19 protein-coding genes and 1 other RNA gene are annotated in these 24,367 nt (G+C 39.2%); 4 read left to right on the top strand and 16 right to left on the bottom strand.

The genetic code is table 11. The features are described from left to right. The 12 genes from fni to ADH90_RS09555 form a co-directional block, all read right to left on the bottom strand. A complete protein-coding gene (gene fni, locus ADH90_RS09605) occupies positions 1-1,002 on the bottom strand; it encodes a type 2 isopentenyl-diphosphate Delta-isomerase (RefSeq protein ID WP_049531076.1) in 1,002 nt (333 codons plus the stop codon). After that, on the bottom strand, positions 980-1,993 hold the full coding sequence (locus ADH90_RS09600) for a phosphomevalonate kinase (protein WP_049531075.1): 1,014 nt from the start codon (positions 1,991-1,993) through the stop codon (positions 980-982). The genes fni and ADH90_RS09600 overlap by 23 nt, the downstream gene beginning before the upstream one ends. Further along, complete coding sequence (gene mvaD, locus ADH90_RS09595; RefSeq protein WP_049531074.1) at positions 1,980-2,933, bottom strand: diphosphomevalonate decarboxylase; 954 nt, start codon at positions 2,931-2,933, stop codon at positions 1,980-1,982. Before mvaD ends, ADH90_RS09600 begins: the two co-directional genes overlap by 14 nt. After that, positions 2,915-3,793 carry a mevalonate kinase gene (gene mvk, locus ADH90_RS09590; RefSeq protein WP_049531073.1) on the bottom strand — a complete coding sequence of 293 codons (879 nt, stop codon included), beginning with the start codon at positions 3,791-3,793 and terminating at the stop codon, positions 2,915-2,917. Before mvk ends, mvaD begins: the two co-directional genes overlap by 19 nt. A gap of 122 nt (positions 3,794-3,915) precedes the next feature. Beyond that, positions 3,916-4,833 carry an N-acetylmuramoyl-L-alanine amidase family protein gene (locus ADH90_RS09585; RefSeq protein ID WP_049531072.1) on the bottom strand — a complete coding sequence of 306 codons (918 nt, stop codon included), beginning with the start codon at positions 4,831-4,833 and terminating at the stop codon, positions 3,916-3,918. 228 nt (positions 4,834-5,061) lie between these two features. Then, positions 5,062-5,751 (bottom strand): response regulator transcription factor, encoded by a 690-nt coding sequence (locus ADH90_RS09580; protein WP_049531071.1) that lies wholly within the window; start codon positions 5,749-5,751, stop codon positions 5,062-5,064. A gap of 11 nt (positions 5,752-5,762) precedes the next feature. Next, a complete protein-coding gene (gene gndA, locus ADH90_RS09575) occupies positions 5,763-7,187 on the bottom strand; it encodes an NADP-dependent phosphogluconate dehydrogenase (protein WP_003017375.1) in 1,425 nt (474 codons plus the stop codon). Between the two features lie 76 nt (positions 7,188-7,263). Beyond that, positions 7,264-8,727 (bottom strand): cell division site-positioning protein MapZ, encoded by a 1,464-nt coding sequence (gene mapZ, locus ADH90_RS09570; protein ID WP_080982651.1) that lies wholly within the window; start codon positions 8,725-8,727, stop codon positions 7,264-7,266. A gap of 12 nt (positions 8,728-8,739) precedes the next feature. Then, positions 8,740-9,897 carry a THUMP domain-containing class I SAM-dependent RNA methyltransferase gene (locus ADH90_RS09565; protein ID WP_049531070.1) on the bottom strand — a complete coding sequence of 386 codons (1,158 nt, stop codon included), beginning with the start codon at positions 9,895-9,897 and terminating at the stop codon, positions 8,740-8,742. A gap of 81 nt (positions 9,898-9,978) precedes the next feature. Further along, an RNA gene (gene rnpB, locus ADH90_RS10640) (RNase P RNA component class B) lies at positions 9,979-10,359 on the bottom strand. A gap of 18 nt (positions 10,360-10,377) precedes the next feature. Next, positions 10,378-10,707 (bottom strand): cell division regulator GpsB, encoded by a 330-nt coding sequence (gene gpsB, locus ADH90_RS09560; protein WP_000146538.1) that lies wholly within the window; start codon positions 10,705-10,707, stop codon positions 10,378-10,380. A gap of 69 nt (positions 10,708-10,776) precedes the next feature. Then, the gene (locus ADH90_RS09555; protein ID WP_049531069.1) at positions 10,777-11,304 is read right to left on the bottom strand and encodes a DUF1273 domain-containing protein; all 528 of its coding nucleotides are present in this window, start codon (positions 11,302-11,304) and stop codon (positions 10,777-10,779) included. A 67-nt stretch (positions 11,305-11,371) separates the two neighbouring features. Here ADH90_RS09555 and recU point away from each other — a divergent pair, with 67 nt between their 5' ends. Beyond that, positions 11,372-11,968, top strand: a complete 597-nt coding sequence (gene recU, locus ADH90_RS09550) for a Holliday junction resolvase RecU (protein WP_049531068.1) — start codon at positions 11,372-11,374, stop codon at positions 11,966-11,968. Continuing rightward, positions 11,965-14,127 carry a penicillin-binding protein PBP1A gene (gene pbp1a, locus ADH90_RS09545; protein WP_049531067.1) on the top strand — a complete coding sequence of 721 codons (2,163 nt, stop codon included), beginning with the start codon at positions 11,965-11,967 and terminating at the stop codon, positions 14,125-14,127. The genes recU and pbp1a overlap by 4 nt, the downstream gene beginning before the upstream one ends. 465 nt (positions 14,128-14,592) lie before the next feature. Here pbp1a and ADH90_RS09540 read toward each other — a convergent pair whose 3' ends face one another. Continuing rightward, a complete protein-coding gene (locus ADH90_RS09540) occupies positions 14,593-16,575 on the bottom strand; it encodes a peptide ABC transporter substrate-binding protein (protein ID WP_049531066.1) in 1,983 nt (660 codons plus the stop codon). Positions 16,576-16,797: 222 nt separating this feature from the next. Here ADH90_RS09540 and ADH90_RS09535 point away from each other — a divergent pair, with 222 nt between their 5' ends. Further along, complete coding sequence (locus ADH90_RS09535) at positions 16,798-17,280, top strand: S-ribosylhomocysteine lyase (RefSeq protein ID WP_000032544.1); 483 nt, start codon at positions 16,798-16,800, stop codon at positions 17,278-17,280. A gap of 52 nt (positions 17,281-17,332) precedes the next feature. On the opposite strand, the gene ADH90_RS09530 is transcribed toward ADH90_RS09535, so the two are convergent. Together ADH90_RS09530 and pflB are read right to left on the bottom strand one after the other, a co-directional pair. After that, on the bottom strand, positions 17,333-19,435 hold the full coding sequence (locus ADH90_RS09530; protein ID WP_049531065.1) for an AAA family ATPase: 2,103 nt from the start codon (positions 19,433-19,435) through the stop codon (positions 17,333-17,335). A gap of 406 nt (positions 19,436-19,841) precedes the next feature. Continuing rightward, positions 19,842-22,157 (bottom strand): formate C-acetyltransferase, encoded by a 2,316-nt coding sequence (gene pflB / locus ADH90_RS09525; protein ID WP_045763615.1) that lies wholly within the window; start codon positions 22,155-22,157, stop codon positions 19,842-19,844. Between the two features lie 236 nt (positions 22,158-22,393). Between pflB and dinB the strand changes: the two genes are divergently transcribed. Next, the gene (gene dinB / locus ADH90_RS09520; protein WP_049531064.1) at positions 22,394-23,455 is read left to right on the top strand and encodes a DNA polymerase IV; all 1,062 of its coding nucleotides are present in this window, start codon (positions 22,394-22,396) and stop codon (positions 23,453-23,455) included. 37 nt (positions 23,456-23,492) lie between these two features. Here the strand turns inward: dinB and ADH90_RS09515 are convergent, their stop codons facing one another. Beyond that, complete coding sequence (locus ADH90_RS09515; RefSeq protein ID WP_049531063.1) at positions 23,493-24,338, bottom strand: undecaprenyl-diphosphate phosphatase; 846 nt, start codon at positions 24,336-24,338, stop codon at positions 23,493-23,495. Between the last annotated feature and the right edge of the window lie 29 nt (positions 24,339-24,367).

The following is a 24,367-nucleotide window of genomic DNA, read 5'->3' as shown; positions in this document are numbered from 1 at the left end:
TCACATTTGGTCTTTTGCTTCTTTTAATTTTCCATAAAGGAGATAGTCGACCTGCTTCAAATCCTCAATCCTTGCGCAATTAAGGGCACACATAATCAAGCGTAGGTCTTCCTTCCAGCTTTCAACAATGGAAATAACGACATCAACAGAGTAATTTTCAACCAGCTCTAACATAGTGCGTGATAGACCAACTGCCTTGGCTCCAAAGACCAGGCATTTGATGATGTCTAGTGGATTGCGCACTCCTCCACTTACCAAAAGCTCCATCTTATCTTTCCAGTCTTGGGCATTCAGAAGTGCTTGCATAGTTGATTGACCCCAGTCATTTAGGTAGTCACGCTGTCCACTGCGACGGTTTTCGATATAGGCAAAGCTCGTTCCCCCACGTCCAGACAAATCAACTGTTCTTATCCCCATCTCGTATGCTTTAGCAATGGTCTTCACATCCATACCAAAACCGACTTCTTTTAAAACAAGGGGAACTGTGATTTGATCAGCATAATCTTTCAGATTATTTTGCCACAATCTAAATTGACGTTCACCTTCTGGCATAAGCAATTCCTGCATGACATTGACATGAACTTGTAAAAGTAGTGGATTCATCTCTTTCACTGTTTGTAATCCTAGTTCTACAGGTTTATCCAAGCCAATATTGGTTCCAAGAAGAAGATTAGGATGATTAGTTTTGACTGAAAAAGATTCATCTGATGGATCCTTGAGTGCGGCACTGTAGGAACCTGTCACAAATAAAATCCCACAAGCCTCGGCCACCTGAGCCAACTTTTGATTGATTTCTCTGCCCTTATCACTACCGCCTGTCATGGCATTTATATAAAAAGGAAAGTCCCATTTGCGCCCTGCAAATTCTGTCGAAAGATCAATCTCATCTATGTCGTATAAGGGTAGCGAGGAGTGAATCAATTCAACTTCATCAAAACTATTATAAGTACTTTTTTGTTCAAGGGCATAGCGGATGTGTTCATCCTTCCGATTTGTCGTCATGTCCCATCCTTTCTTGATACAAGAGCTCAATTCCTAAATCAGCCCAGCGTTTTTTCAGTAATGTGGTCGAATTTTGGTCAAAACTGAGGGCTATCCCACAGTCTCCACCACCAGCACCACTACTTTTAGCGACGGCTTTTATGTCTCTACTGGAATCTTTTAATTGTCTGAGCGAAGGTGTGTAAATGTCTGAACTCAAGCCTTCTAAGAGTTGGCTAGCTTGTTCTAGCAAGTCAATAACGGTTTCTTCTTGACCTACCTGCAAAGCCTTTACCAAGTTAGCTACAATTTCTTTTGAAGCCTGCAAAAAGCTAGCGTTCATATTATTCTTGATTTGCTTGACCATGTGACTAGATACAGCCACTTCTTTGGTCCAACCAACCAGAAAATCAAATTTCAAAGCTGCTTCAACACTCCTAATAGAAAAGCCCCAATCACGTGCCAATACAGTTTTCAAGTCTTCCTTTTCTAGCCATTGTGCCACTTTCTCGCGGTCAAATGACTTATAGAGGACGAGGTCTTCTGATACGATACAGGCAATGTCCCCCATGGAGCCATTGTCCCCACGTTTAAGAAGTACAGCACTCGCCAGTTTAAACAGGATTTCTCTGTCAGCAGGTCTTTCATAGAAAGCAAGCATGGCCTTGATAACCAGGACAATGACGCTACCACTAGAACCCAGTCCAAACTTCTTGCCTTCGCGTTCCATTTTCCCTCGAATCTCTAAAGAAAACGGCTGCAAGTCAACCCCTTGATCAGTCAGATACTCCTCCACCAAGGCAACTGTTTCTTGAATCAAAGCATAGGAGGAATCTGGTCGCATGTCTACACTATAGGTAAACATATCTGAGTAGAGTCTATAAACATCAGATGCTTTTATCTCAGCAGTCATATAGATGGGAATAGCCTTTATTAGCGCCAACTGTCCTGGTTCTAAAATGGCATACTCCCCAGCCCAATAGAGCTTCCCACAAGTTTTAACAATCGTCATCTTGGCTCAAATCCTTTGTTTTTGAAACGATTAAGCGATAGCGTTGACCTAAAAGTTCTGATAAATGTTCCAAGTCCTCTTCCAAGCAAAGAACCTTGACATTAGGTCCCGCATCCATGGTAAAGTAGCAAGATTCTCCTTGTTCTCTAAGCTGACGAACAAAATCCATAGCCTCATAACTAGCATCTGTCAAGTAAGAGAAGGATGGATTTGCAGTCTTAGTCGTAGCATGCATAGCCAAGGCGTTCTTCTCTGTCAATTCTCCAACTTTTTTAAAGTCATTTTCCTTGAGGTGGACTAACATATCCTTGTAATCTTGTTCAGATTGACGAATCCACTCATCAAAAGTTGTCGAAGTCTCGACACAGAGTTTCATGCCATCTCGACTAGAGATCGGTTTTTTCTGGTCTTCTAAAACTAGCATAATCATAGCGAGTTTCAAGTCAGTCTCAACTGGATAGATCTCTCCACTATCCTTGTCCCAAGCTGCCAAAGGTCCATAAAAACTACGAGATGAAGAACCCGATGCAAACTTAGCTTCCAAGGCCAAGTCTTTACGATCTAGTCCTAATTGGAAATAGGCATTGCAAGCTTTTACCAAGGCAGATAAGCCACTGGAACTTGAAGAAAGACCTGCCGCTGTTGGCATATTGTTCTTGGTATCGATACGAACAAAACCTGCTCCTTCAGGACGGTAGCGATCAATGATTTTACTCATTTTTTTATGTTCGGCTTCATTTTGCAACTGGTCATTGATATAAAAGGCATCCGAGCTTGCATCTGCTGGTAAAGGAGAAAGTGTCGTCTCCGTATACATATTTTCTAAGGTTAGAGAGATACTGCTAGTCGCAGGAACCATCTCTTTTTCGGCTTTCTTACCCCAATATTTAATAATGGCAATATTGGCATAGGAACATACTGTTACAGGCTTTCGATCCATGTCTGAACAGCTCCTTTCTCTTCTAATCTTTCTGCTAGTGCTTGCGCTTGGCTCTCATTAGCAACCAAGGCGATGATACAGCCTCCTAAGCCACCACCACTCATCTTGGCGCCAAGAGCACCATTGTCGAGAGCAGTTTCAACCAAGGCATCTGACTCAGGACTGCTAACTCCAATTTCCTTTAGATTTCCATGGGCTTTGGTAAGAATCTCTCCCAGCTTCACGGCATCTTTTGTTTTTATTGCTTCTTCTGCTTGCTGGGTCAACTCTCCTAGCGCATGTAAGAAAGGTAAGGCATCCTTGCCTTTACTCTCTACAACTTGGATAGCTTCACGAGTATGTCCATAGACTCCTGTATCTGCAATGACCAGATAAGCCGACAAGTTCATGGCTAGTTCTTCAAAACCAACATTCTTAATAAAACGAATAGGTTGGTCACTAAGACAGGTCTTAGCATCTAAACCACTAGGATTCATATGGGCAATCATCTCTGCTCTATTAACCAGAATCTCTAAAACATCATGCGGAAGTTCTGCTTCAAAATAATCAAATACCGCGCGAATAGCCGCAATGCTAATAGCGGCTGAAGAACCCATCCCTCGCTTTTCCGGAATAGCCGAGTCAATTTGACAACGGATGCAAGCATCTTTGATATTTAGATACTCGAGAGAAGCATAAACAGCCATAGACAAGGTGTCCTCTTCAAAAAGACGCCATGGTGTCGCTGCAGGAACTACCCGACAAGTCACCTCTACCTCTAAAAGCGGTAAAGAGATGGCTGGGTAGCCATAAACCACCGCATGCTCTCCTATTAAAATAATTTTACTATGTGCCTGACCGACACCAACTTCTTTTGTCATTTAATCCTTCTATCAGACGAAAAGCGTCTTTTTCTAGATAAAATTTTAGAACTTTATTCCTTTCTATTTTATTATATTTTCACAAAAAAAGCGATTGTTTCCTTCACAATCGCTTGTTTTCATTACTGGACCCACTCGCCATTATAGTTGACCTGGTAGCCATCTACTGTGGTATTCACAGCTAGAGCACCTGAACTATAGGCATAGTACCATTTACCATTGACCTGGAACCAACCTGTCGTCATAGCTCCTGACGAACGAAGATAATACCAAGTATTATCAACATAAATCCAGCCTGTTTTCATATCACCATTTTGAGCATCTAGGTAATACCAAGTTGAACCATCTAGATACCAGCCTGTCGCCATAGCACCTGATGAACGGAGATAATACCACTTGTTACCAAGATACTGCCAATCAGTTTGCATTGCAGCGGTTGTTGGATCGAGATAGTACCAAGTCGAATTGTCGTTAATCCAACCAGCACGTCTTTCTCCACCAATGTAGTCTTTTCCTGAAGAACCTGTTTTTGCTAGGTAATACCAGTTAGACTGATCATAAAGCCAACCTGTTTTTAATGAGTGATCTTGCTCAAAGTAGTAGTTTGCTAATTTAAGAACTTCAGGACCCTCAAAGCCTTCACCATGCTTTTTGCCAACAGTTAACGAATACTTAGCCTCTAATTGTTGCCAGCCAACAAACTCTTGTAGTACGCCATCTTTATCAAAATAGTACCACTTGTGTTGAAGACCGATTTCATTAACTGGTTGGTTATCTAATAAATTATCACGATAACCTGTTCCAGGAATTTCTATATATTGCCAGCCAACTACCATTTCTCCTTTATCACCAAAATAGTAAGTTTTACCGTCTATTTTATGCCAATAGATTGCTTTATGGTCATCTTTTATATAATATTTTCTATTGTCCTTATCAAGAAATTGTCCACCAGTAGTATCCGCAAATACTGTACTAGTTGCTAACAGACCAAAGAAGAAGACTGCTAGACCGACTTGCATCAATTTTTTCAAAAATCTCATTCTTTTATCCTCCAAAATGATTATAGCAAATGTTTTTGTTTTTATCAATATATTAAGTTTAAACCAACAAGAATCTACTCAAAGTTTGCTTTGAACTTGAAGTTAAGACTGACCAATTTGTTTAAAAAATAAACTGATAGACAGCACAGCCAAGCCTCATGAAATTTTCGATAAAGATGTTCGTTTATTTAAAGATCAAAAAAGCAGTTACACAACTGCAACTGCTTTCTATTCCTGCATGGTATAACCAACACCACGCACTGTTTTAATGTAGCTCTTTTGACCTTTGACATCAATCTTGCTCCGTAGATATCGGATATAGACATCTACGATATTGGTCTCTGTAGAACTTTCATACTTCCAGACGCTCTCTAGCAATTGTTCACGAGTTAAGACTTTCTTACTGCCCATGAGTGTAGCTAAGAGGTCATATTCACGACGAGTGAGAGCAATCATTTCATCGCCACGATAGACTATATGGTGTTCAACATCCATACGCAGATTGCGATAAGCTGTCGGAACTTTCATCTGACTACAGTGTTGGTCGATGAAATCTCGACCTCGGAAGATAGCTGAAATACGACTGACCAAATCATCGATAATGATTGGTTTATAGATGTATGAAACAGCGAAACGCTGGATTGTTTCAAGTTGGTCTTGCAATTCTTCTCGATGGTCCAAGACCATGATCACCGCAGCTGGCTTGGTTCGACTCAACTTATCTGCAAAATTCTGGGCTGTCATATCCCCTAGATGAGCATTCAGTAAAATCAAGTCATAGTCTGTCTGAAGAGCCATGGAGAGGGCTTTTTGTCCCTCTTCTACCTGATCAACTCGGTATTGCTCTTTTTGGAGTTCCAGACTTAAAAAATGAGCTAGATTTCTTTCTTTCTCAAGTAATAAAATCCGTTTCCCCATGGCTGACCTACTTATTTTTCGTCATACCAAGAGTAGTGGAAGGTTCCTTCTTTGTCTTTACGTTGGTAAGTGTGGGCACCAAAGTAGTCACGTTGTGCTTGGATCAAATTAGCTGGAAGATCAGCTGAACGGTAGCTATCAAAGTAAGTAATAGCTGCTGAGAATGTTGGTACTGGTACTCCAGCTTGAACAGCAAGAGCTACAATATCACGAACAGATTGTTGGTACTTAGCAGTGACATCCAAGAAGTACTCATCCAAAAGAAGGTTAGCAAGATCTGCATCACGGTTGTAAGCATCTGTGATCTTTTGCAAGAAACGTGAACGGATGATACATCCATCACGCCAGATAGATGCGATGTCCGCAAATGGCAAGTTCCAGTTGTTTTCTTTAGAAGCTACACGCAATTGAGCAAAACCTTGTGCGTATGAGATGATTTTTGAGAAGTAAAGGGCTTGGCGGATTTTTTCAATCAACTCAGCCTTATCTCCTTCAAATTTGAAAGCAGCTGGTTTTGGAAGCACCTTGCTAGCATGTACACGCTCTTCTTTGTAAGTAGAGATGTAACGCGCAAATACTGACTCAGTAATGAGTGACAATGGCACACCAAGGTCAAGCGCTGATTGGCTAGTCCATTTACCAGTTCCTTTGTTACCTGCAGCATCAAGAATGTAGTCTACGATTGGTCCATCTTGACCTTCATCGTCTTTGCGTCCAAGGATATCAGCTGTAATTTCAATCAAGTAGCTGTCCAATTCACCCTTGTTCCACTCAGTAAAGATTTCAGCCATATCTTCTGCAGAAAGACCAAGCAAGTGTTGCATAAGATCGTAGCTTTCTGCGATCAATTGCATATCACCGTACTCGATACCATTGTGGACCATTTTCACATAGTGACCAGCTCCATCAGGACCGATGTAGGTCACACATGGTTTTCCATCTTCTGGTGCTTTAGCTGAGATTTCTTCAAGAACATCAGCCACCAAGTCGTAAGCTTCTTTTTGTCCACCAGGCATGATAGAAGGACCTTCAAGGGCACCTTTTTCACCACCAGATACACCAGTACCGATAAAGTTGATACCTGAGTTCGCCAATTCTTCATTACGACGGATGGTATCTTTATAGAAAGTGTTTCCTCCGTCGATCAAAATATCACCTTTATCCAAGTGTGGAAGAAGGGCTTGAATCGTCGCATCTGTACCAGGTCCTGCTTGAACCATAAGCATGATACGACGTGGTTTTTCAATTGAATTTACGAAGCTTTCGATATCATAGCTTGGCACGAAGTTTTTATCAGGGTGGCAAGCAATCACATCTTCAGTTTTTTCTTTACTACGGTTATAAATAGCAACTGTATAACCACGGGATTCAATATTAAGGGCAAGGTTACGACCCATTACGGCCATACCAACAACACCAAAGTTAGCTTTTGTCATGTGACACTCCTCTTGTTTAATATGTTTTATTTTATCATGTTTATCTGTGAAAAGAAAGAATTTTGTAACAATTTGACTAGTAGTCTAAATCATCCGCATGTCCAGAACCATTCCCTACAAAGTAACCTGTCTTACAATTAAGGGTAAAGAGATAGGTACCATCTGGTTTATAAAGATTATAGTAGCCATTACCATTTACAATATTCACAGGTTCCAAAATATATTGGTTGCCTGTAATGTAGCCACGCGCACGCGAAGTCTCAAGAATGCGTTCAAGGACACCATCTGCAAAAGTCCAAGCAGGATTACTACTATCACTAACAGCAGCTTGATTGTACGGTACTCGACTGACACTTCTTTGTAGGTTCACACCATTGCTTGCTAGTCCACTATTAAGGATATTATTTGCTGAGGCTGTTTCACCCGCTGAAGTTGATGCATTAGCAGAGCTACTAGCATTGCTTTCAGTTGCTGAGTTTGACTCTGTTTGACTTGATGAACTTGATTGACTACTGCTAGAGCTTGTAGAACTTGAAAGTTGACTCTTACCGAGACTAATAGCCTTATCTAGCAGTTTATCAATTTCAGTATTCCCAGTCTTAACTTCGGTAAATTTAGCATCTGCCTTTACTTTAGCATTTGTATCTAGAACACCATCTGTAATCGCTGGTGTTTCAAATTGAGCATTGACATCTTGTACTGCCTTGATTTGTGTTTCAAGGCTATCATATTTTGATTTGGCAAGAGTATGTTCTTTAGCACCCTCAAGTTTATCTAATAGCTCTTTGAGCTGACTCAATTGACTAAACTGACTATTTTTTAGGGCAGTTTTATTCTCATCAGTATAAAAAGTGTCATAGAGACTGTTAAATTGATCGAGTATTGCTTGATTACTTACCAAACCTGCATCAGATGACTGAGACTGAATTTCTTGAGAAGAACGAGTAATTTGACGATAAACGTAGTAGCTACCCCCAATAATCAAGACAACAATCGCTAAAAGAGCTGACAAGATTACCCACAGTTTTTTGCGTCGTGGCTCATCCTCTTCTTGAAGAGAGCGAGCTAGAAATGGGGTTTCTTCTTGTAAAGTTTCCTCATTTTCTACCTGTTCTGGTTCAAATACTTCCTCTACAAGATTTTTATCCATAACTAAAGTTTCTTCTAGTGGCGAAAGTAGAACTTCTTCAGTTGCTACTCCCTCTTCTTCAGCAAACTTTTCTGATTCAGAGACTTCTTCTACCGGTTCCACATCTTCTTCAATCGTTTCTTTAGCTTCTTGGATCAAATCATCGAGACTTTGAAGTTCCTCTTTCTTTGCCTGAATGTTTGTAAATTTGTCAGCTTCGATTTCTTCACGGTGTTGTTTGATGTATTTGTCCAAAATCGTGTCATCAGGAGTTACTCCCGCTTCAATTTCTTCATTTTTTCGAATAACTTGTCCAACTGTCAGATCCTTAGCTTCCTCAAAATCAAACTGAGGTTCTTGGGAGGTTTTCTCCGGTTCTAACATTTCTTCTTTTTTATCCTTCTGATCCATGGCAACTCCTTTCTAATCTGTCAAATTTCTTTTGACACGTTGACCAAAATATTGATATAGATTAACTTTCAAAGTACCGTTGTAGAGTTTTCGTTTTTTGTCCGCCTGACTACCATATTTGCTTTCAAAGGCTTCATCACTTGTCAGGATAAACTTACTCCAAGTTTTGAGAGGTTCAAAAACCTCACCCATTTCAGCATAAAGTTTAGTTACTCCTGCATCATCTGACAAACGTTCCCCATAAGGTGGGTTAGAGATAATGACTCCATTAATCTTATCCGTACGCAAATCCTGTACGCGCATCTGTTTAAAGAGAATATCTCCAGATACTCCTGCTGCCTGCGCATTAGCCTTGGCAATTTCTACCATACGACCATCAATATCACAGCCCATAATATCCAGTTTAATCTCTCGATCTATCTGCTTACTAGCCTCAGTTCTGATTTCTTGAATCAAGCGGTCACTAACCCAGTTCCATTCTTCAAAGGCAAAAGAACGACGTAAACCAGGCGCCATCTTGCGCGCAATCATAGCCGCCTCAATACAAAAAGTTCCAGAACCACAGGTTGGATCAATCAAAGGCTTATCTGGATACCAGTTTGACAGTTGCAAAATCGCAGCTGCCATATTTTCTTTGATCGGAGCTCCACCTTTTTCAGTACGGTAACCACGTTTAAAGAGACTTGACCCACTTGTATCAATCATAACAGTCGCTACATCTTTCAAAATGGAAACTTCAATCTTGAACTCATGGCCATTCTCCATCAGAGGAACACCTTCTGGTCGTGCATAGTGTTTTTGTAGTTTCTTAACAACTGCCTTCTTAGAAATTGCCTGCACACTTGGCTCATTGTGTAATTTTGACTTGACACACTTAGCCTTGGCAATTGGAAAACGGGCTCCAAGTGGGAGATAGTTCTCCCAATCTAGAGCAAAAACACCTTGGAAGAGCTCTTCAAATGTTTTTGCAGGAAAAGTTCCCACAACAATTTTGATTCTATCTGCAGCTCTTAGCCACAGGTTAGTTTGGATAATCGCTTTAACATCACCTTGAAAACGAACACGCCCATTTTCAACTTGACAATCATAACCCAAATCTCTTACTTCACGTCCAACTACAGCTTCCAAACCCGCCGCCGCAGTCGCAATTAAATTAAATGTTGTTTTCATTTCAGTCTTTTATAGACCTTTCTTTATTCACTTTAAAAAATGAGGTTGAGAATATATCTCAGCCCCAACCTATATGCAATTTTCTATAAGCCATGTTTTGTTCCAGAAGTGACTAGGACCACTTCCTTCGATAATCATCTGTCTACCACTAGCAGCTCTAGCTGCTAGCAGTCAGAGTACTACGTTCGTTTCCGCGCACTCCATGCCCCGACCAAAATTTGGGTTGCTAGCTTGAGGGGTTTACCGCGTTCCACTCTCTCTGTTTCCAGAGAGACTCCGTCACTGTGGCACTTTCAAGTCTACTCTGACATATCCTAAGACTTAGCCATTTCAACTGCCGTAACGATTTCTCGTCCCTAGGCTTATGGTTTCGCCTAGCACAAACACTACAGGCATCACAGCCTGTGCTAGCATGGACTTTCCTCATGAAAAGAAACTCTCTTCACGCGATTATCCAAAAATTGCACAACAGAAGTATTCTTAGAAATCAGAATTATCCATGATTTGTTTGCCAAATACTTCTTTTTCAAGACGATTCAAACGTTTCAAAATATCAAAGTTTGTCATAGAAGTTGTACTTCCAAGCTCTGCTGGTTCAGAAGCTACTGGAGTCACTTGAGGTTTTTTCGCCAATTCCTCTTTCAACTCTGCAATTTCTAAACGGAGTGACTTTACTAATGCTGCATAAGTTTCATAATCCTTGATGACGTCATCCAAGAATTCATCAACCTCTGCTTTACTATATCCACGTACTTCTCTTCCAAAATCCTGCTCAAAAATATCTTTTGCTGTAAAAATAATACTTGCCATGTCTCTCTCCATTCTCAGTTGCTAGTATTATTATATAAAAAAAGGCAAACAAAAAGCAAGGTCAAAGGCTCAATTTTCGGAAAAATTTTCAGCTACTTCGTTTAATTCCTCAAATGTTAATCTTTTTGTAATATAGTTGTCTTTCTTTTTCATCAGTTCGTAAAAATACTTCAGTTTTGTTTCATTTTCTTCATCATAAAAAAGATAGGCTCCATCTGTATTTTCAAGTAAGAAAAGTTGATAATCTCGTAATTGCCCCTTGTGTTCATAGTTGGGATAGGCGTATTTAACAAAATCAACTTGTTTAAATTCACTAAGTTTAACCCGATTCCCCTCATTCCAGTTTTCCCCATGAGTCTCAAAATCAAAGATAGTCGCAAGTTGGAAACCAAAGTCATCTTTCATATCTCTGGCCACCTCTAAAACCCAGTGTTCAAATCCCAGTGTTCCCGTAAACACCAACCATTTCAACCCTTCGTCAGCCATTTTTTCCAAATCTCTACGAATGGCTTTTTTAATAATTTTTAAACGAATATCTTTGTCATTAAACAATCCTAAATCAAAGCTAGAATAGCCTAAAATCAAGGCTGTATGCATTTTTTCTCCCTTTCTGTGCACCTTTATGGTATAATAGAGTGATGTTATTGTACCAATAAGGAGAATTATGGTCAACTATCCTCATAAACTTTCATCAAAAAAAAAACAACAAGTCACCTCACAAACTAAAAATTTCGCAAATCGTGGGATGACCTTTGAAAAGATGATCAATGCTACAAACGAGTATTATCTGACACACGGTTTGGCTGTTATCCACAAAAAACCAACTCCTGTTCAGATTGTCCGCGTAGACTATCCTCAGCGTAGTCGGGCTAAGATTGTTGAAGCTTATTTTAGACAAGCATCAACTACCGATTATTCTGGAGTTTATGAAGGGTTTTACATCGATTTCGAAGCCAAGGAAACCAAGCAAAAACATGCGATTCCGATGAAGAACTTCCATCCTCATCAGATTCGGCATATGGAACAAGTCCTTGAACAAAAAGGAATTTGCTTTGTCCTTCTTCATTTTTCTTCTTATCAAGAAACGTATTTATTGCCGGCACTTGACCTCATCCGTTTTTATCATCAGGATATGGGAAAAAAGTCAATGCCGCTTGACTATATCAAAGAATTCGGTTATATGATTGAGCAGTCTGCTTTTCCACAAATTCCTTATCTTGTTACAGTCAAACAACATTTACTAGGTGGTAAAACAATATGAACAAACAAACTATCTTACGCATCGCTAAATACCTCGGCATTGGTGTGATTAGCTTATTTATCGCAGCTTTCCTGCTTGGTGGTGGTGTCTTTCTTTACTATGCAAACAAAGCTCCTGAACTTTCCGAGAGTAAACTTGTTGCAACTACATCAAGTAAAATTTATGATAGCAAAAATGAACTCATCGCAGATTTAGGTGCTGAACGTCGTGTCAATGCTCAAAGTAGTGACATTCCTACTGGTCTTGTCAATGCGATTGTCTCTATCGAGGATCATCGATTCTTTAACCATAGAGGAATTGATAGCATTCGTATAGCAGGAGCATTCCTTCGTAACCTTCGAAGCAATAGTGGTCTTCAAGGTGGATCAACTTTGACTCAGCAGTTAATTAAATTAACTTACTTTTCAACATCAACAGCTGATCAAACTCTATCCCGTAAAGTTCAAGAGGCTTGGTTAGCTATCCAGCTAGAGCGAACTGCAACTAAGCAAGAAATCTTAACCTATTACGTCAATAAGGTCTACATGTCAAATGGTAACTATGGTATGCAGACAGCTGCAGAAAACTATTATGGTAAGGACCTCAAAGACTTATCCATTCCTCAGCTAGCACTCTTAGCAGGTATGCCGCAGGCTCCAAACCAGTACGATCCTTATTCTCATCCTGAAGCCGCCCTTGAAAGACGAAACCTCGTTTTGTCAGAAATGCAAAAACAAGGTTACCTTACAGCTGAGCAATATGAAACAGCCATCAATACTCCAATCACCGATGGACTTCAAAGTCTAAAATCTGTTAATAGCTATCCACAGTACATGGATAACTATCTTAAAGAGGTTATTGACCAAGTAGAACAAGAAACAGGTTATAATCTATTAACAACAGGTATGGAAGTCTATACAAACGTCGACCAAGAGGTACAAAAACACCTTTGGGACGTCTATAATACTGATCAATACGTAAACTATCCTGATGATGATATCCAAGCAGCCTCTACTATCATTGATATATCAAATGGTAAAGTGATCGCCCAACTCGGATCTCGTCACCAAGCTAGCAATGTATCCTTTGGTACTAACCAAGCAGTGGAAACTAACCGTGACTGGGGTTCAACTATGAAACCAATTACGGACTATGCACCTGCGCTTGAGTACGACATCTATGACTCAACTGCTTATATGCTTAAGGATGTACCATATAACTTCCCAGGCACTAGCACTCCAGTCTACAACTGGGATCGTGGCTATTATGGGAACATCACTCTTCAAACTGCTATCCAACAATCTCGTAACGTACCAGCAGTTGAAACTCTCGATAGAGTTGGACTTGATAAAGCCAAAAAATTCTTAAACGGACTTGGCATTGATTATCCAACCATGGTATATGCAAACGCAATTTCAAGTAATACGACTGAATCAGGTAAACAGTACGGTGCAAGTAGTGAAAAAATGGCTGCCGCCTATGCTGCATTTGCTAACGGTGGTATCTATCACAAACCAATGTATATCAATAAAGTTGTCTTTAGCGACGGTAGTTCAAAAGAGTTTTCTGATCAAGGTACTCGTGCTATGAAAGAAACAACCGCCTATATGATGACAGAAATGATGAAAACAGTATTATACTCTGGTACAGGCCGAGACGCTTATATTTCATGGCTTCAACAAGCAGGTAAAACTGGTACATCAAACTACACTGATGAAGAGATTGAAAACCACATTAAAACAAGTCAATTTGTTGCTCCGGATGAAATGTTTGTTGGTTATACCCGTAAATATTCAATGGCAGTCTGGACTGGTTATTCAAACCGCCTTACTCCAATCGTTGGTGATGGCTTTACCGTTGCCACTAGTATCTATCGTTCTATGATGCAGTATCTAGCAGAGGACGATCATCCTGGTGACTGGACAATGCCAGAAGGACTTTATAGAAGCGGTGATTACGTCTTCAAGAATGGTGCACGTAGCAACTGGATTCCACAATCAACTCAAGCAAGTTCGACAACAGAGAGCTCTAGCTCAAGTTCAACTTCAACAACTGAAAGCGAAAGCTCTTCAAACGAAAATACGAATGGTACTACCAATCCAAATGCATCAGTACCAAATTCGTCTGCAAATTCTCAACAACAAAACCAACCCCAACAAAATCCACGAAGACAACAATAAAATATATAAAAAACTGAGGATTTATTCTCAGTTTTTTGTATGCAGTTTTTTTATAGTGGAATCTTAATTTTTATAGTGGATTGAACTTAGAGTAGTACGCCATGGATTCTAAAACATTTTTAGAAATTAATTTGACTTTCCTAACCTCTTTGTTCACATCTTATTTCAATCAACTATATAAAGCCAAATTTTGAAAATAGGAAGAGAAACAACTTAACAGACTAAAACTGTCAAAGTTATCTCAATCAACCTTATACCAAACACATGTTAAATAGTCGGTAAAACTGTTTAATATCATAGATAAAAGATACCTTATTTTTATGTAGTTTATCTATGAACAGGGGCGTGACTTAGAAAGTCTAATCTACTACTTCAATGCAGGGCTTAAACCAATAATCAACATGCTAAACTAAAGTCTCAGGAAGGGTATCAAAAGGCCAGACTTTTTGTCCGGCCTCTTTTTTCTTATTTGACATGGTTTGCAAGATCTTCTTGCGCTTTTTTATTAGATTCTTCTTTTTCTTTCTTCCATTTATCTTGAGCTTTTTGATATTCATCAGCAGTTACTGGTTTATCTTGAAGTTCAAGGTATTTGTACAAGAGGGCTTCACTTGTTCCTTTGTTACCTGAGTATGCAAACGGAAGAGTGTATGGCACCATCTTAGACAACATTGGACGTCCAGTTTGAGAAGTTGTTGGAATAATCAATGCACTATCTGTCAACCAAGCTTGAGCTGCAGCATATTTATCATAACGTTTTGAAACATCAGTGTTTTCGTTTCCGGCTTCAACAACCATCTTTTCGTAATCTTCTAAACCAACTTGTTTAGCAGCTGCATTGTTTGTACCAGAATCAAATCCTAGATAAGTCTTAGTATTTTCACCTACAGACGGTTTGATGATATCAAGGTAAGTAGATGGGTCGATATAGTCTGGTGACCAACCAACGTTATCTGAGAGATCCCAATCTTCTCCAGCAGCTGTTTCAGCAAAGTAGGTAACGTTGAGAACTTCATCTTTTTGAAGTTGTTGGATATCAACAACTACGTTATCAGCTCCTAATGTTGCTTCAAGTGATTGTTTTAATGATTGAACACGTTGTACTTTTGTAGTACTTGTTTGGTCAACAGGCATATCCAAGTGAATTGGGAATTGAACACCTTCTGCTTGAAGAGCTGTCTTAGCTTTAGCAAATTCTGCTTTCGCTTTTTCAGGGTTGTAAAGACCGTCTTGAGCGTCATCCAGATTGACATCTTTCCACTCGTCACCATAGGTTACCAATTTTTCTTTAACTAATTCACCAAAGTTTTTACCATCTGCTTGAACAAATGTTGGTGGCACAAACAAGTTACGAAGAAGTTTTGTTGCTCCACTTTCTCCATTTACTTGAGAAGCATAAGCAGTTCTATCAAAACCAAAGGCAAGAGCTTGACGGAAATCTTTGTTAAGGAGGGCTTTCTTAGTTGATGTCTTTTGTTCATCTGTAGTCTTAGAAGTGTACTTGTAAGATTGACGATCAATATTGGTACCAATCAAGTAGGTTGAAGAATCTTGTGGTGTATAAACGATGTTGTCTTTAAACTCTTTTTCGAGTTCAGGATAACTTGCACTTGTTGGGAAGAGACGAGCCATTGAAAAGCTTCCATCTTTGAAGTTTTCTGCAAGTTTGTTATTGTCTTGACCATCCCAGAATGATAGTTTTACTTTATCAATATGAACATTGTCCTTATCCCAATAGTTTGGATTTTTTTCAAATTCTACTGAAGATTTAGCTACCAATGATTTCAATAAGAAAGGACCATTATAAAGGATACTGCTTGGATCTGTTGCTTTAGCAAAGTCACTTCCTTTAGAAGTAAGGAATTCTTCATTGACTGGTGCAAGAATTCCCATGGTTGTCTTAGAGTTCCAGAAGCTTTCTGGTTTGTTCAAAGTGTATTGAACTGTTTGATCATCTACAGCCTTAATTCCAACTTCTGAGAAATCTTTAACTTCACCTTTTACATAAGCATCCAAACCTTTAATAGATTCTTGAACAAGATAAAGGGCTTCTGACTTATTGTCAGCCGCATACTTAAGACCTGTTACAAAGTCTTGCGCTTTAACTGGTGCATACTCTTCGCCTTCAGAAGTGTACCACTTAGCATCTTTACGGATTGTGTAAGTGTAAGTCAACCCGTCTTTAGACACTGACCAATCTTCTGCCAAAGATGGCACGAAGTTACCGTAGCGGTCATTCTCCATCAAACCATCAACGACATTACTTGTGATATTAGCAACCGCAGCCTTACCTGTTGTCAGATAGTTGAGGCTGTCTGGATCTGTTTCATAAACGTAAGAAAAAGTTTTCTCACCTTTTGCACTAGAGCCTGAACCTGAACAAGCTGCCAAAACACCTGACGCTAACAGAGTCACTCCTGCTAGGGCCATTACTTTTGAAAATTTCATAATAAACTCCTTTTGACTTTTTATACATTATAGTCCCTTTTCAGCCATGTGTCAATACAATTTTCAGAATTTTTCCAATTGAATTGAAAACAATTGCCATTTTAAAATTATTTTTTACAGTCAGACTCTTTTATGGCATTCATATTTGAAAAATCTCTTTATTAGCAGTTTTCAAGTAAATCTTTATGATATAATGAAAGGAGAAAGTTGAAAGGAAATGCCATGTCAAAAGAAGTTATTGTTGAAAGTTTTGAACTTGATCACACCATTGTCAAAGCACCTTATGTCCGTTTAATTGGGGAAGAAACAGGTCCTAAGGGAGATATTATTTCTAACTTTGATATTCGCTTGGTTCAACCAAATGAAGACTCTATCCCTACTGCTGGCCTCCATACTATTGAGCATCTATTGGCTAAGCTCATCCGTACTCGCATTGACGGAATGATTGATTGTTCCCCATTTGGTTGTCGTACAGGTTTCCATATGATTATGTGGGGACGCCATACTAGCGCTGAAATCGCTGCTGTCATCAAGGATTCACTAAAGGAAATCGCTGAGACTACAACTTGGGAAGATGTCCCAGGAACAACTATTGAATCTTGCGGAAACTACAAGGACCACAGCCTATTTTCTGCTAAGGAATGGGCAAAATTGATTTTGGAGCAAGGAATCTCAGACGATGCCTTTGAACGTCATGTCATTTAACACAAAAGAACCAGTTTTTCAACTGGTCCTTTTTTACACTCAAAATTTTAATTTAGGCTTTTTCACGAATGACCAAGACACCATCTTCCATATCGGCTTCAAGGTGTTTAGCATCAAGATTATCCAAGTGGAAGTCTGTGACTTTGTCACGGATTTGTTGTTCAACTACTCGACGGAGTGGACGAACACCCATGACTTCATCATAACCTTCTTCAGTCATGTATTCTTTAGCTGCATCGCTCACTGCCAAGTCGATTTCTTTCTTAGAAAGGGTCTTATTAACATCAATCAACATCAAATCAACAATCTTAGAAAGATCTTCCTTGCTCAAATGTGAGAATTCAATCACAGCGTTGAAGCGATTGAGGAATTCTGGACGGAAGTAAGGTTTCAAACGATCCATGAGTTCTGGTTTATCCGCTTCTTCTGTCAAGTTTGCTTCGTAACCAAAGCCAGCATTTGAAGTTGCGATAATCACTGTATTTTTAAAGTTTACAGTATTACCTTGACCATCAGTCAGACGACCATCATCCAAAACTTGAAGAAGAAGAGTAATCACTTGAGGATCTGCCTTTTCAATTTCATCAAGAAGGACAATTGAGTATGGATTCCGACGAACACGTTCAGTCAAAGTGTTGTTGTTATCATCGTAACCAACATAACCAGCAGTGGTCCCAATCAACTTAGAAACGGCTGTGCGATCGCTGTATTCTGACATGTCCAAACGGATGATAGCATCCTTAGTTCCAAACATATCAAGAGCCAATTGTTTAGCCAACTCTGTCTTACCAACCCCAGTAGGTCCTACAAAGAGGAAGCTACCGATTGGACGGTTACCTTCGTCAAATCCTGCACGGTTACGACGAATGGCACGTGCTACTGCTTCAACAGCCTTATCTTGACCGATAACCTTAGTTTGCAAACGATGACCCATATCTTTCAAGCGTTCGATATCGGTTGCACCCATTTGAGATACTGGAATACCAGTCATCCGTTCAACAGACTCAGCTACGTCATTGACAGTTGCAGTAACCTTATGATCTTCTGTATGGTTGGCAATTTTCTTTTCAAGTTCTTCGATGCGAACTTTTGCTTTCAAAGCTGCTTCGTAGTCTTCTTTAGCAGCTGCAGCTTCTTGTTTAGCTTTTTCTTCTTCAATTTCATGCTCTACAGCATGTACATCTGTCACTGGGTGTTGTGCTGCCAAGTGAGCAGCTGTTACATCGACTAGGTCAATAGCCTTATCAGGCAAGCTACGTTGAGGAATATATTGTACTGAGTAATCAACAGCCGCTTTCAAAACTTCATCTGGCAAGATAACATTGTGGTGTTGTTGATATAGATCACGAATACCTTGGAGAATCTTGAAGGTATCTTCAGCAGATGGAGCATTGACCTTCACTTCATTGAAACGACGAGCAAGGGCAGCATTTTTCAAAATAGTGTTGCGGTATTCGTCTTGAGTTGTTGCACCAATCACTGTCAATTCACCACGTGAAAGAGCTGGTTTCAAGATATCAGCAAGACCTTTAGATCCTTGACCATCACCTGTGCTACCTGCACCCAGGATTTGATGGATTTCGTCGAAGAAGAGGATAACATTTCCAGCTTCTTTAACTTCTTTTACCAAGTTTTGAATATTTTCTTCAAAGCTACCACGATATTGAGTACCAGCTTCAAGACCTGAAATATCAATAGAGATAATTTCTTTATTCTTGATTGCTGCTGGAACATCACCATTCACGATAGCTTGAGCCAAACCTTCAACTACTGCTGTTTTACCGACACCAGCATCACCTACAAGGACTGGGTTGTTCTTAGTACGACGAGAAAGAATTTCAGAAGTTTCTTGGATTTCCTTATTACGTCCAATAACCGGATCTAACTTACCTTCACGAGCTTCAGCTGTTAAGTTGCGTCCAAGTTTTGCAAGAATACCATCTTGTTTCATAGTTTTACCTTGAACATACTGAGCTTGGTCACTTCCTTCACTTGGCAGTTGGCCTGTTTGACGGTAAATAGCGAATTCTTCTGGCGTTACTTCGCGACCGTTAATCAAGTAACGACGATTTTCAGAACTATATCCACGCATACCGCCCATCAATTGGTTAAATAAATCATCCATATTGTTAAAGTTATTAAAGTTGTTATTCATATTTCATACCTCGTTTGTTTTCAAAATTAGTTAGTCAAATTTCTTTGACTTTCTCTGACCTTTGTTTTAAAAAATTTAGACTAGCTATTTGCTACTCTACGTATAATTTCAGGTTTTTCTTTATCCAATACAGGTTTTGTAATTGGACTTCTAAAAATACTAATGTTCATCATAGGTTGTACCTCTTTTCTAGGTTTTACCCATACTTTGATCTTAAGATAACATAAACAATCACCTTAAAATCAAGGTTTTCTAAGGACTTTCCTTATCCTTATGTTCTTAGTTTATCACTTTAGTCAGTAATAGTCAAGAAATTTGACCAAATTTTACTAATTTTTTTAAAAAAATTTTTATAACAAAAAAAACCAGTCAGAGTGACTGGTTTTTGATTTACTATTTATGAATCTTAGCTCAATGCATCATCCATTGAAAGCACTTCGTGGAAGACACGTTGTGTCAATTCAGTTTTTTGTTCTGGAGTAAGGTATTTAGTGTTAACACAGTATCCAGAGATACGTACGATAACATCTTCACCTGCCATGATTTTATCATAAACATCGTTCAAGTCCATAACGTTCAAGTTACAGTGTTGACCACCATTTTCAAAGTAACCATCAAGGATTGTTACCAAGTTATCAACTTGTTCGTCACGAGTTTTACCAAGAGCGCGAGGTGATACTTGAGTTGTCAATGAGATACCATCAGCTGCATAACCAAAGTCAAGGCTAGCAAGTGAGTTCAAGTTTTGCAACCATCCACCTTTAGCTTTGTTAGATGGGTTAGCACCTGGTGAGAAGAATTCAAGTTTAGACAAGTTCACAGAACCATCTTCGTTGAGGTATACACCTTTGTGGACTGGAGAGTTACCAGTTTGTTTAGAGTAAGCAACGTTAGATGTGATTGTCAAAAGTGATACAGTAGCTTCTGCGTCTTTGTAAAGTTTGTGGCTACGTAGACGAGTTGTGTAAGCTTCGATCAACCATTCTGCCAATTCGTTTGAACGTGGGTCATCTTCACCCCAACGTGGGTATTCACCGATTGTTTCGTAATCGTAGATGTAGCCATTTTCGTCACGGATTGGTTTAACTGTAGCGTACTTGATAGCTGACAATGTATCAACAGTGTTTGCGAAACCACAGATACCGAATCCCATGTTAGCACGTTGTTTAGTTGGCAAGAAGGCCATTTGAACAGCTTCGTAGTTGTACTTATCAGTCATGTAGTGGATGATGTTCAAAGCATCTACGTAAGTGTCAGTCAACCAGTCAAGAGATTTTTCAAAGTTAGCTTTAACTGATTCGAATTCAAGAACTTCGTCGCGGATTGGTTCGATGTCAAATACTTTATAATCTTTATGAACATCGTCGTAACCACCGTTCAAACCAGTAAGAAGAGCTTTAAGAACGTTAACGCGAGCACCGAAGTACTGGATGTTGTGACGTTGTTCTTCGTTTTCTGGGTCAAGTGGAGATACACAACATGAGATACAGCTCATTTCACCATATCCATCTTTAGCCATTGTTGTTACACCTTCGTATTGGATTGAAGAGTGTTTGTGGCTCATGTGCATACAGTAACGACGGAAGCTATAAGGTAATTTGTCAGTCCAAAGAACTGTCAAGTTTGGTTCTGGAGAGTTACCGATATTGTCAAGAGTGTTCAAGAAACGGTAGTCCATCTTAGTAACACGGTGACGACCGTCGTTACCCATACCAGCCATAGAAGTTGTGATGAAGGTTGGGTCACCTGAGTACAATTCGTCGTAAGCTTTTGTACGAGCAAATTTAACTGTACGAAGTTTCATTACGAAATCATCAACAAATTCTTGAATTTCAGATTCTGTATAAGTACCACGAGCCAAGTCACGTTCTGCGTAGATGTCCAACACGATTGGTACACGTCCTAGAGATGTAGCGGCACCATTGATAACACGACAAACTGCCATGAATGCAATGTTAGTCCATTGGATAGCTTCTTTTGTGTCAAATGCTGGACGACGTACATCTACACCATAAAGGTCACCTAATTCAACAACTTGTTTTAATGCTTGATATTGAAGGTTGATTTCTTCACGAAGGCGGATAGATTCTTCATCGATTTCAGTGATAGCATTCCAGTCACTTACTTTTTCAGCCATCAAATAATCAGCACCATAAAGAGCCAAACGAGCATAAACCCCGATGATACGTCCACGTGAATATGCATCTGGAAGACCAGTTACTGTGTGAGCGTGACGAGCACGACGAATATTTGTAGTGTAGGCACGGAAGATACCATCATTTACAGTTGTTACATATTTTGTAAAGATTTCATGAACTGCAGGGTCTGGTTCAAAACCATTTTCTTTCAAAGTAGTTTCAGCCATACGGATACCACCTTTTGGCATGAAGTTCAATTTGAAGAGTTCATCATTTTGAATACCATAAATCAATTCATTTTCTTTATCAATGTATCCAGCATCAATTCCTGCGATAGAAGTTGGACGGTTATCGTATGGGAAACGAGTAGCTTCATAGTGTGCTTTAGTTTCTTCTACGATTTTTTTGATGTGGAGTGAACGTTCTGTTGGTCCTGCAAGGAAGCTTTCATCTCCATCATAAGGAGTGTAGTTTGCTTGTACAAAGCGTGATACACTTGCTTTTTCTTTCCAGTCAACACCTTTAAAGCCTTCCCAAGCTTTGTCAAAAATGTCCTGTGCTTCAACAACTGTCTTAACAACCATGTTATTTCCTCTTTTTTCTTTCTAGTAACAGTCATCTGTTACATTCATGTATTCAGTATAACACACAGTAAACGATTTCAACAACTAAAAACTCACTTTTTAAACACTTTCTTTTCTAATACAGTTCAAAATATACCACAAACTGTATTATATTTTTGAAAGAGGTTATTTGATTTTCATTTTTTCAGAAAAAGAGTATAATAAAACTAAACAAACTAGCACTGAGAGGTTTCTTCATGTTGATTTTTCCACTAATGAATGATTTATCTCGTAAAATCATCCATATTGACATGGATGCCTTTTTTGCTGCTGTTGAAATTCGAGACAATCCCAAACTTAAAGGGAAGCCAGTTGTGATTGGTAGTGATCCTAGAAAAACTGGTGGTCGAGGAGTTGTTTCTACCTGTAGTTATGAAGCGCGAGTCTTTGGCATCCACTCAGCTATGAGTTCTAAAGAAGCCTATGAACGTTGCCCTCAAGCTGTTTTCATTTCTGGAAACTACGAAAAATATACTGCTGTTGGTCAACAGATTCGGGCTATTTTCAAACGTTATACAGATAATATCGAGCCTATGAGTATCGATGAAGCTTATCTAGACGTGACTGAAAATAAACTCGGTATCAAGTCAGCTGTTAAAATCGCTCGACTAATTCAACAAGATATTTGGCAAGAACTTCATCTGACTGCTTCTGCTGGTGTGTCTTATAATAAATTCTTAGCTAAAATAGCCAGCGATTACCAAAAACCTCGAGGCCTGACAGTTATTCTTCCTGATGAAGCTGAAGATTTTCTCAAACAAATGGATATCGCTAAATTCCACGGTGTAGGTAAGAAAACAGTTGAGAAATTGCATCAAATGGGGGTATTTACAGGTGCTGATCTTTTAAAAATTTCTGAAATTAGTCTCATTGATCGTTTTGGTCGACTCGGTTTTGACTTGTATCGCAAGGCTCGTGGCATTGATAATTCTCCCGTCAAATCCAATCGCATTCGTAAATCTATTGGAAAAGAAAAAACTTATAGTAAAATTCTCAATCTAGAAGAGGATATCAAAAAAGAGCTAACTCTCCTTTCGGAAAAAGTTGCCCTGAGTCTTCAAAAACATGAAAAATCTGGAAAGATTATTATTTTAAAAATCCGCTATGCTGACTTTTCTACAATGACTAAGCGGAAAAGCATATCTCAAAAGATCCAAGATGCTGAAACTATTTCACAAATGGCTATCCAACTTTACGAATCTCTGACAGATAAAGATAAAGACGTTCGCTTATTGGGTGTCACTGTAACTGGATTTTAAAACCTTGAAGGAAGCAGCTTCCCTCAAGGCTTTTTTCTTATACAAATAATCGAACGAAGCTATAAAGTAGTAAGACACTACCTAGGACAATACGGTATTTACCAAACATTGTAAAGTCGTGTTTTTTTACATAGCTGGTCAAGAAACGAATGGCAACCATGCTGACTGCAAAAGCCACTACCATTGCTACCAAGAGCAAGAAAAATTGACCAAAACTCAAGACTTCTCCAGCCTTGATGAATTTAAAAATCTTCAAAGCGCTGGCTCCAAACATAACTGGAATTCCCAGATAGAAGGTAAACTCAGTTACCACCGAACGACTAGTTCCATTTAACAAACCACCAACGATAGTGGCACCTGAACGGCTAGTTCCTGGTAGAAGGGCCAAGACTTGGAAAAGACCGATATACAATGCTGTTTTATAAGGCAACTTGTCTAGCTCTGTGACTGTTGGCTCAATCGCTTGCGCTTTGTTACGTTTTTCAAGATAGATAAAGGCAACCCCATAAACAATCAACATAATCGCTACTGAAACCATATTATGGAAGTGAGTGTCAAACCAATCATCAAACTTAAAGACTAGGAGAAGAGGTAGAGTCGCAACTAAAACTTTGGACCATAATTGCCAAGTTCTACGAACTTGAACTTTATCCTTACCTGGTTTGAAGGGATTAAGTTTGTTAAAGTAGATAACCATAACGGCTAAGATTGCGCCCAGCTGAATGACTACGTTAAACATAGACATGAAGGCTTCAGTTTGATCTTTATACTGGATAAACTCTTCTGCTAAAATCAAGTGACCAGTACTTGAAATCGGCAACCATTCCGTTATTCCTTCAACAATCCCAAAAAAGATCGATTTTAAAATTTCAAAAAAATACATAGATTACTCCTTTTTCTACCCTCCATTAT

The organism is Streptococcus pseudopneumoniae (assembly GCF_001073085.1).
GTDB classification, from domain to species: Bacteria; Bacillota; Bacilli; order Lactobacillales; family Streptococcaceae; genus Streptococcus; species Streptococcus pseudopneumoniae_M.
Note: the sequence above shows the minus strand (reverse complement) of the source record. Positions and strands in the feature narration are given on the sequence as shown.

Coding starts and splice junctions, on each gene's coding strand:
- ADH90_RS09540 (WP_049531066.1), bottom strand. CDS start 16,575: ATGAAATTTTCAAAAGTAATGGCCCTAGCAGGAGTGACTCTGTTAGCG.
- pflB (WP_045763615.1), bottom strand. CDS start 22,157: ATGGTTGTTAAGACAGTTGTTGAAGCACAGGACATTTTTGACAAAGCT.
- ADH90_RS09535 (WP_000032544.1), top strand. CDS start 16,798: ATGTCAAAAGAAGTTATTGTTGAAAGTTTTGAACTTGATCACACCATT.
- recU (WP_049531068.1), top strand. CDS start 11,372: ATGGTCAACTATCCTCATAAACTTTCATCAAAAAAAAAACAACAAGTC.
- gpsB (WP_000146538.1), bottom strand. CDS start 10,707: ATGGCAAGTATTATTTTTACAGCAAAAGATATTTTTGAGCAGGATTTT.
- ADH90_RS09580 (WP_049531071.1), bottom strand. CDS start 5,751: ATGGGGAAACGGATTTTATTACTTGAGAAAGAAAGAAATCTAGCTCAT.
- ADH90_RS09565 (WP_049531070.1), bottom strand. CDS start 9,897: ATGAAAACAACATTTAATTTAATTGCGACTGCGGCGGCGGGTTTGGAA.
- dinB (WP_049531064.1), top strand. CDS start 22,394: ATGTTGATTTTTCCACTAATGAATGATTTATCTCGTAAAATCATCCAT.
- fni (WP_049531076.1), bottom strand. CDS start 1,002: ATGACGACAAATCGGAAGGATGAACACATCCGCTATGCCCTTGAACAA.
- gndA (WP_003017375.1), bottom strand. CDS start 7,187: ATGACAAAAGCTAACTTTGGTGTTGTTGGTATGGCCGTAATGGGTCGT.
- mvk (WP_049531073.1), bottom strand. CDS start 3,793: ATGACAAAAGAAGTTGGTGTCGGTCAGGCACATAGTAAAATTATTTTA.
- mapZ (WP_080982651.1), bottom strand. CDS start 8,727: ATGGATCAGAAGGATAAAAAAGAAGAAATGTTAGAACCGGAGAAAACC.
- ADH90_RS09600 (WP_049531075.1), bottom strand. CDS start 1,993: ATGACGATTGTTAAAACTTGTGGGAAGCTCTATTGGGCTGGGGAGTAT.
- mvaD (WP_049531074.1), bottom strand. CDS start 2,933: ATGGATCGAAAGCCTGTAACAGTATGTTCCTATGCCAATATTGCCATT.
- pbp1a (WP_049531067.1), top strand. CDS start 11,965: ATGAACAAACAAACTATCTTACGCATCGCTAAATACCTCGGCATTGGT.
- ADH90_RS09530 (WP_049531065.1), bottom strand. CDS start 19,435: ATGAATAACAACTTTAATAACTTTAACAATATGGATGATTTATTTAAC.
- ADH90_RS09555 (WP_049531069.1), bottom strand. CDS start 11,304: ATGCATACAGCCTTGATTTTAGGCTATTCTAGCTTTGATTTAGGATTG.
- ADH90_RS09585 (WP_049531072.1), bottom strand. CDS start 4,833: ATGAGATTTTTGAAAAAATTGATGCAAGTCGGTCTAGCAGTCTTCTTC.
- ADH90_RS09515 (WP_049531063.1), bottom strand. CDS start 24,338: ATGTATTTTTTTGAAATTTTAAAATCGATCTTTTTTGGGATTGTTGAA.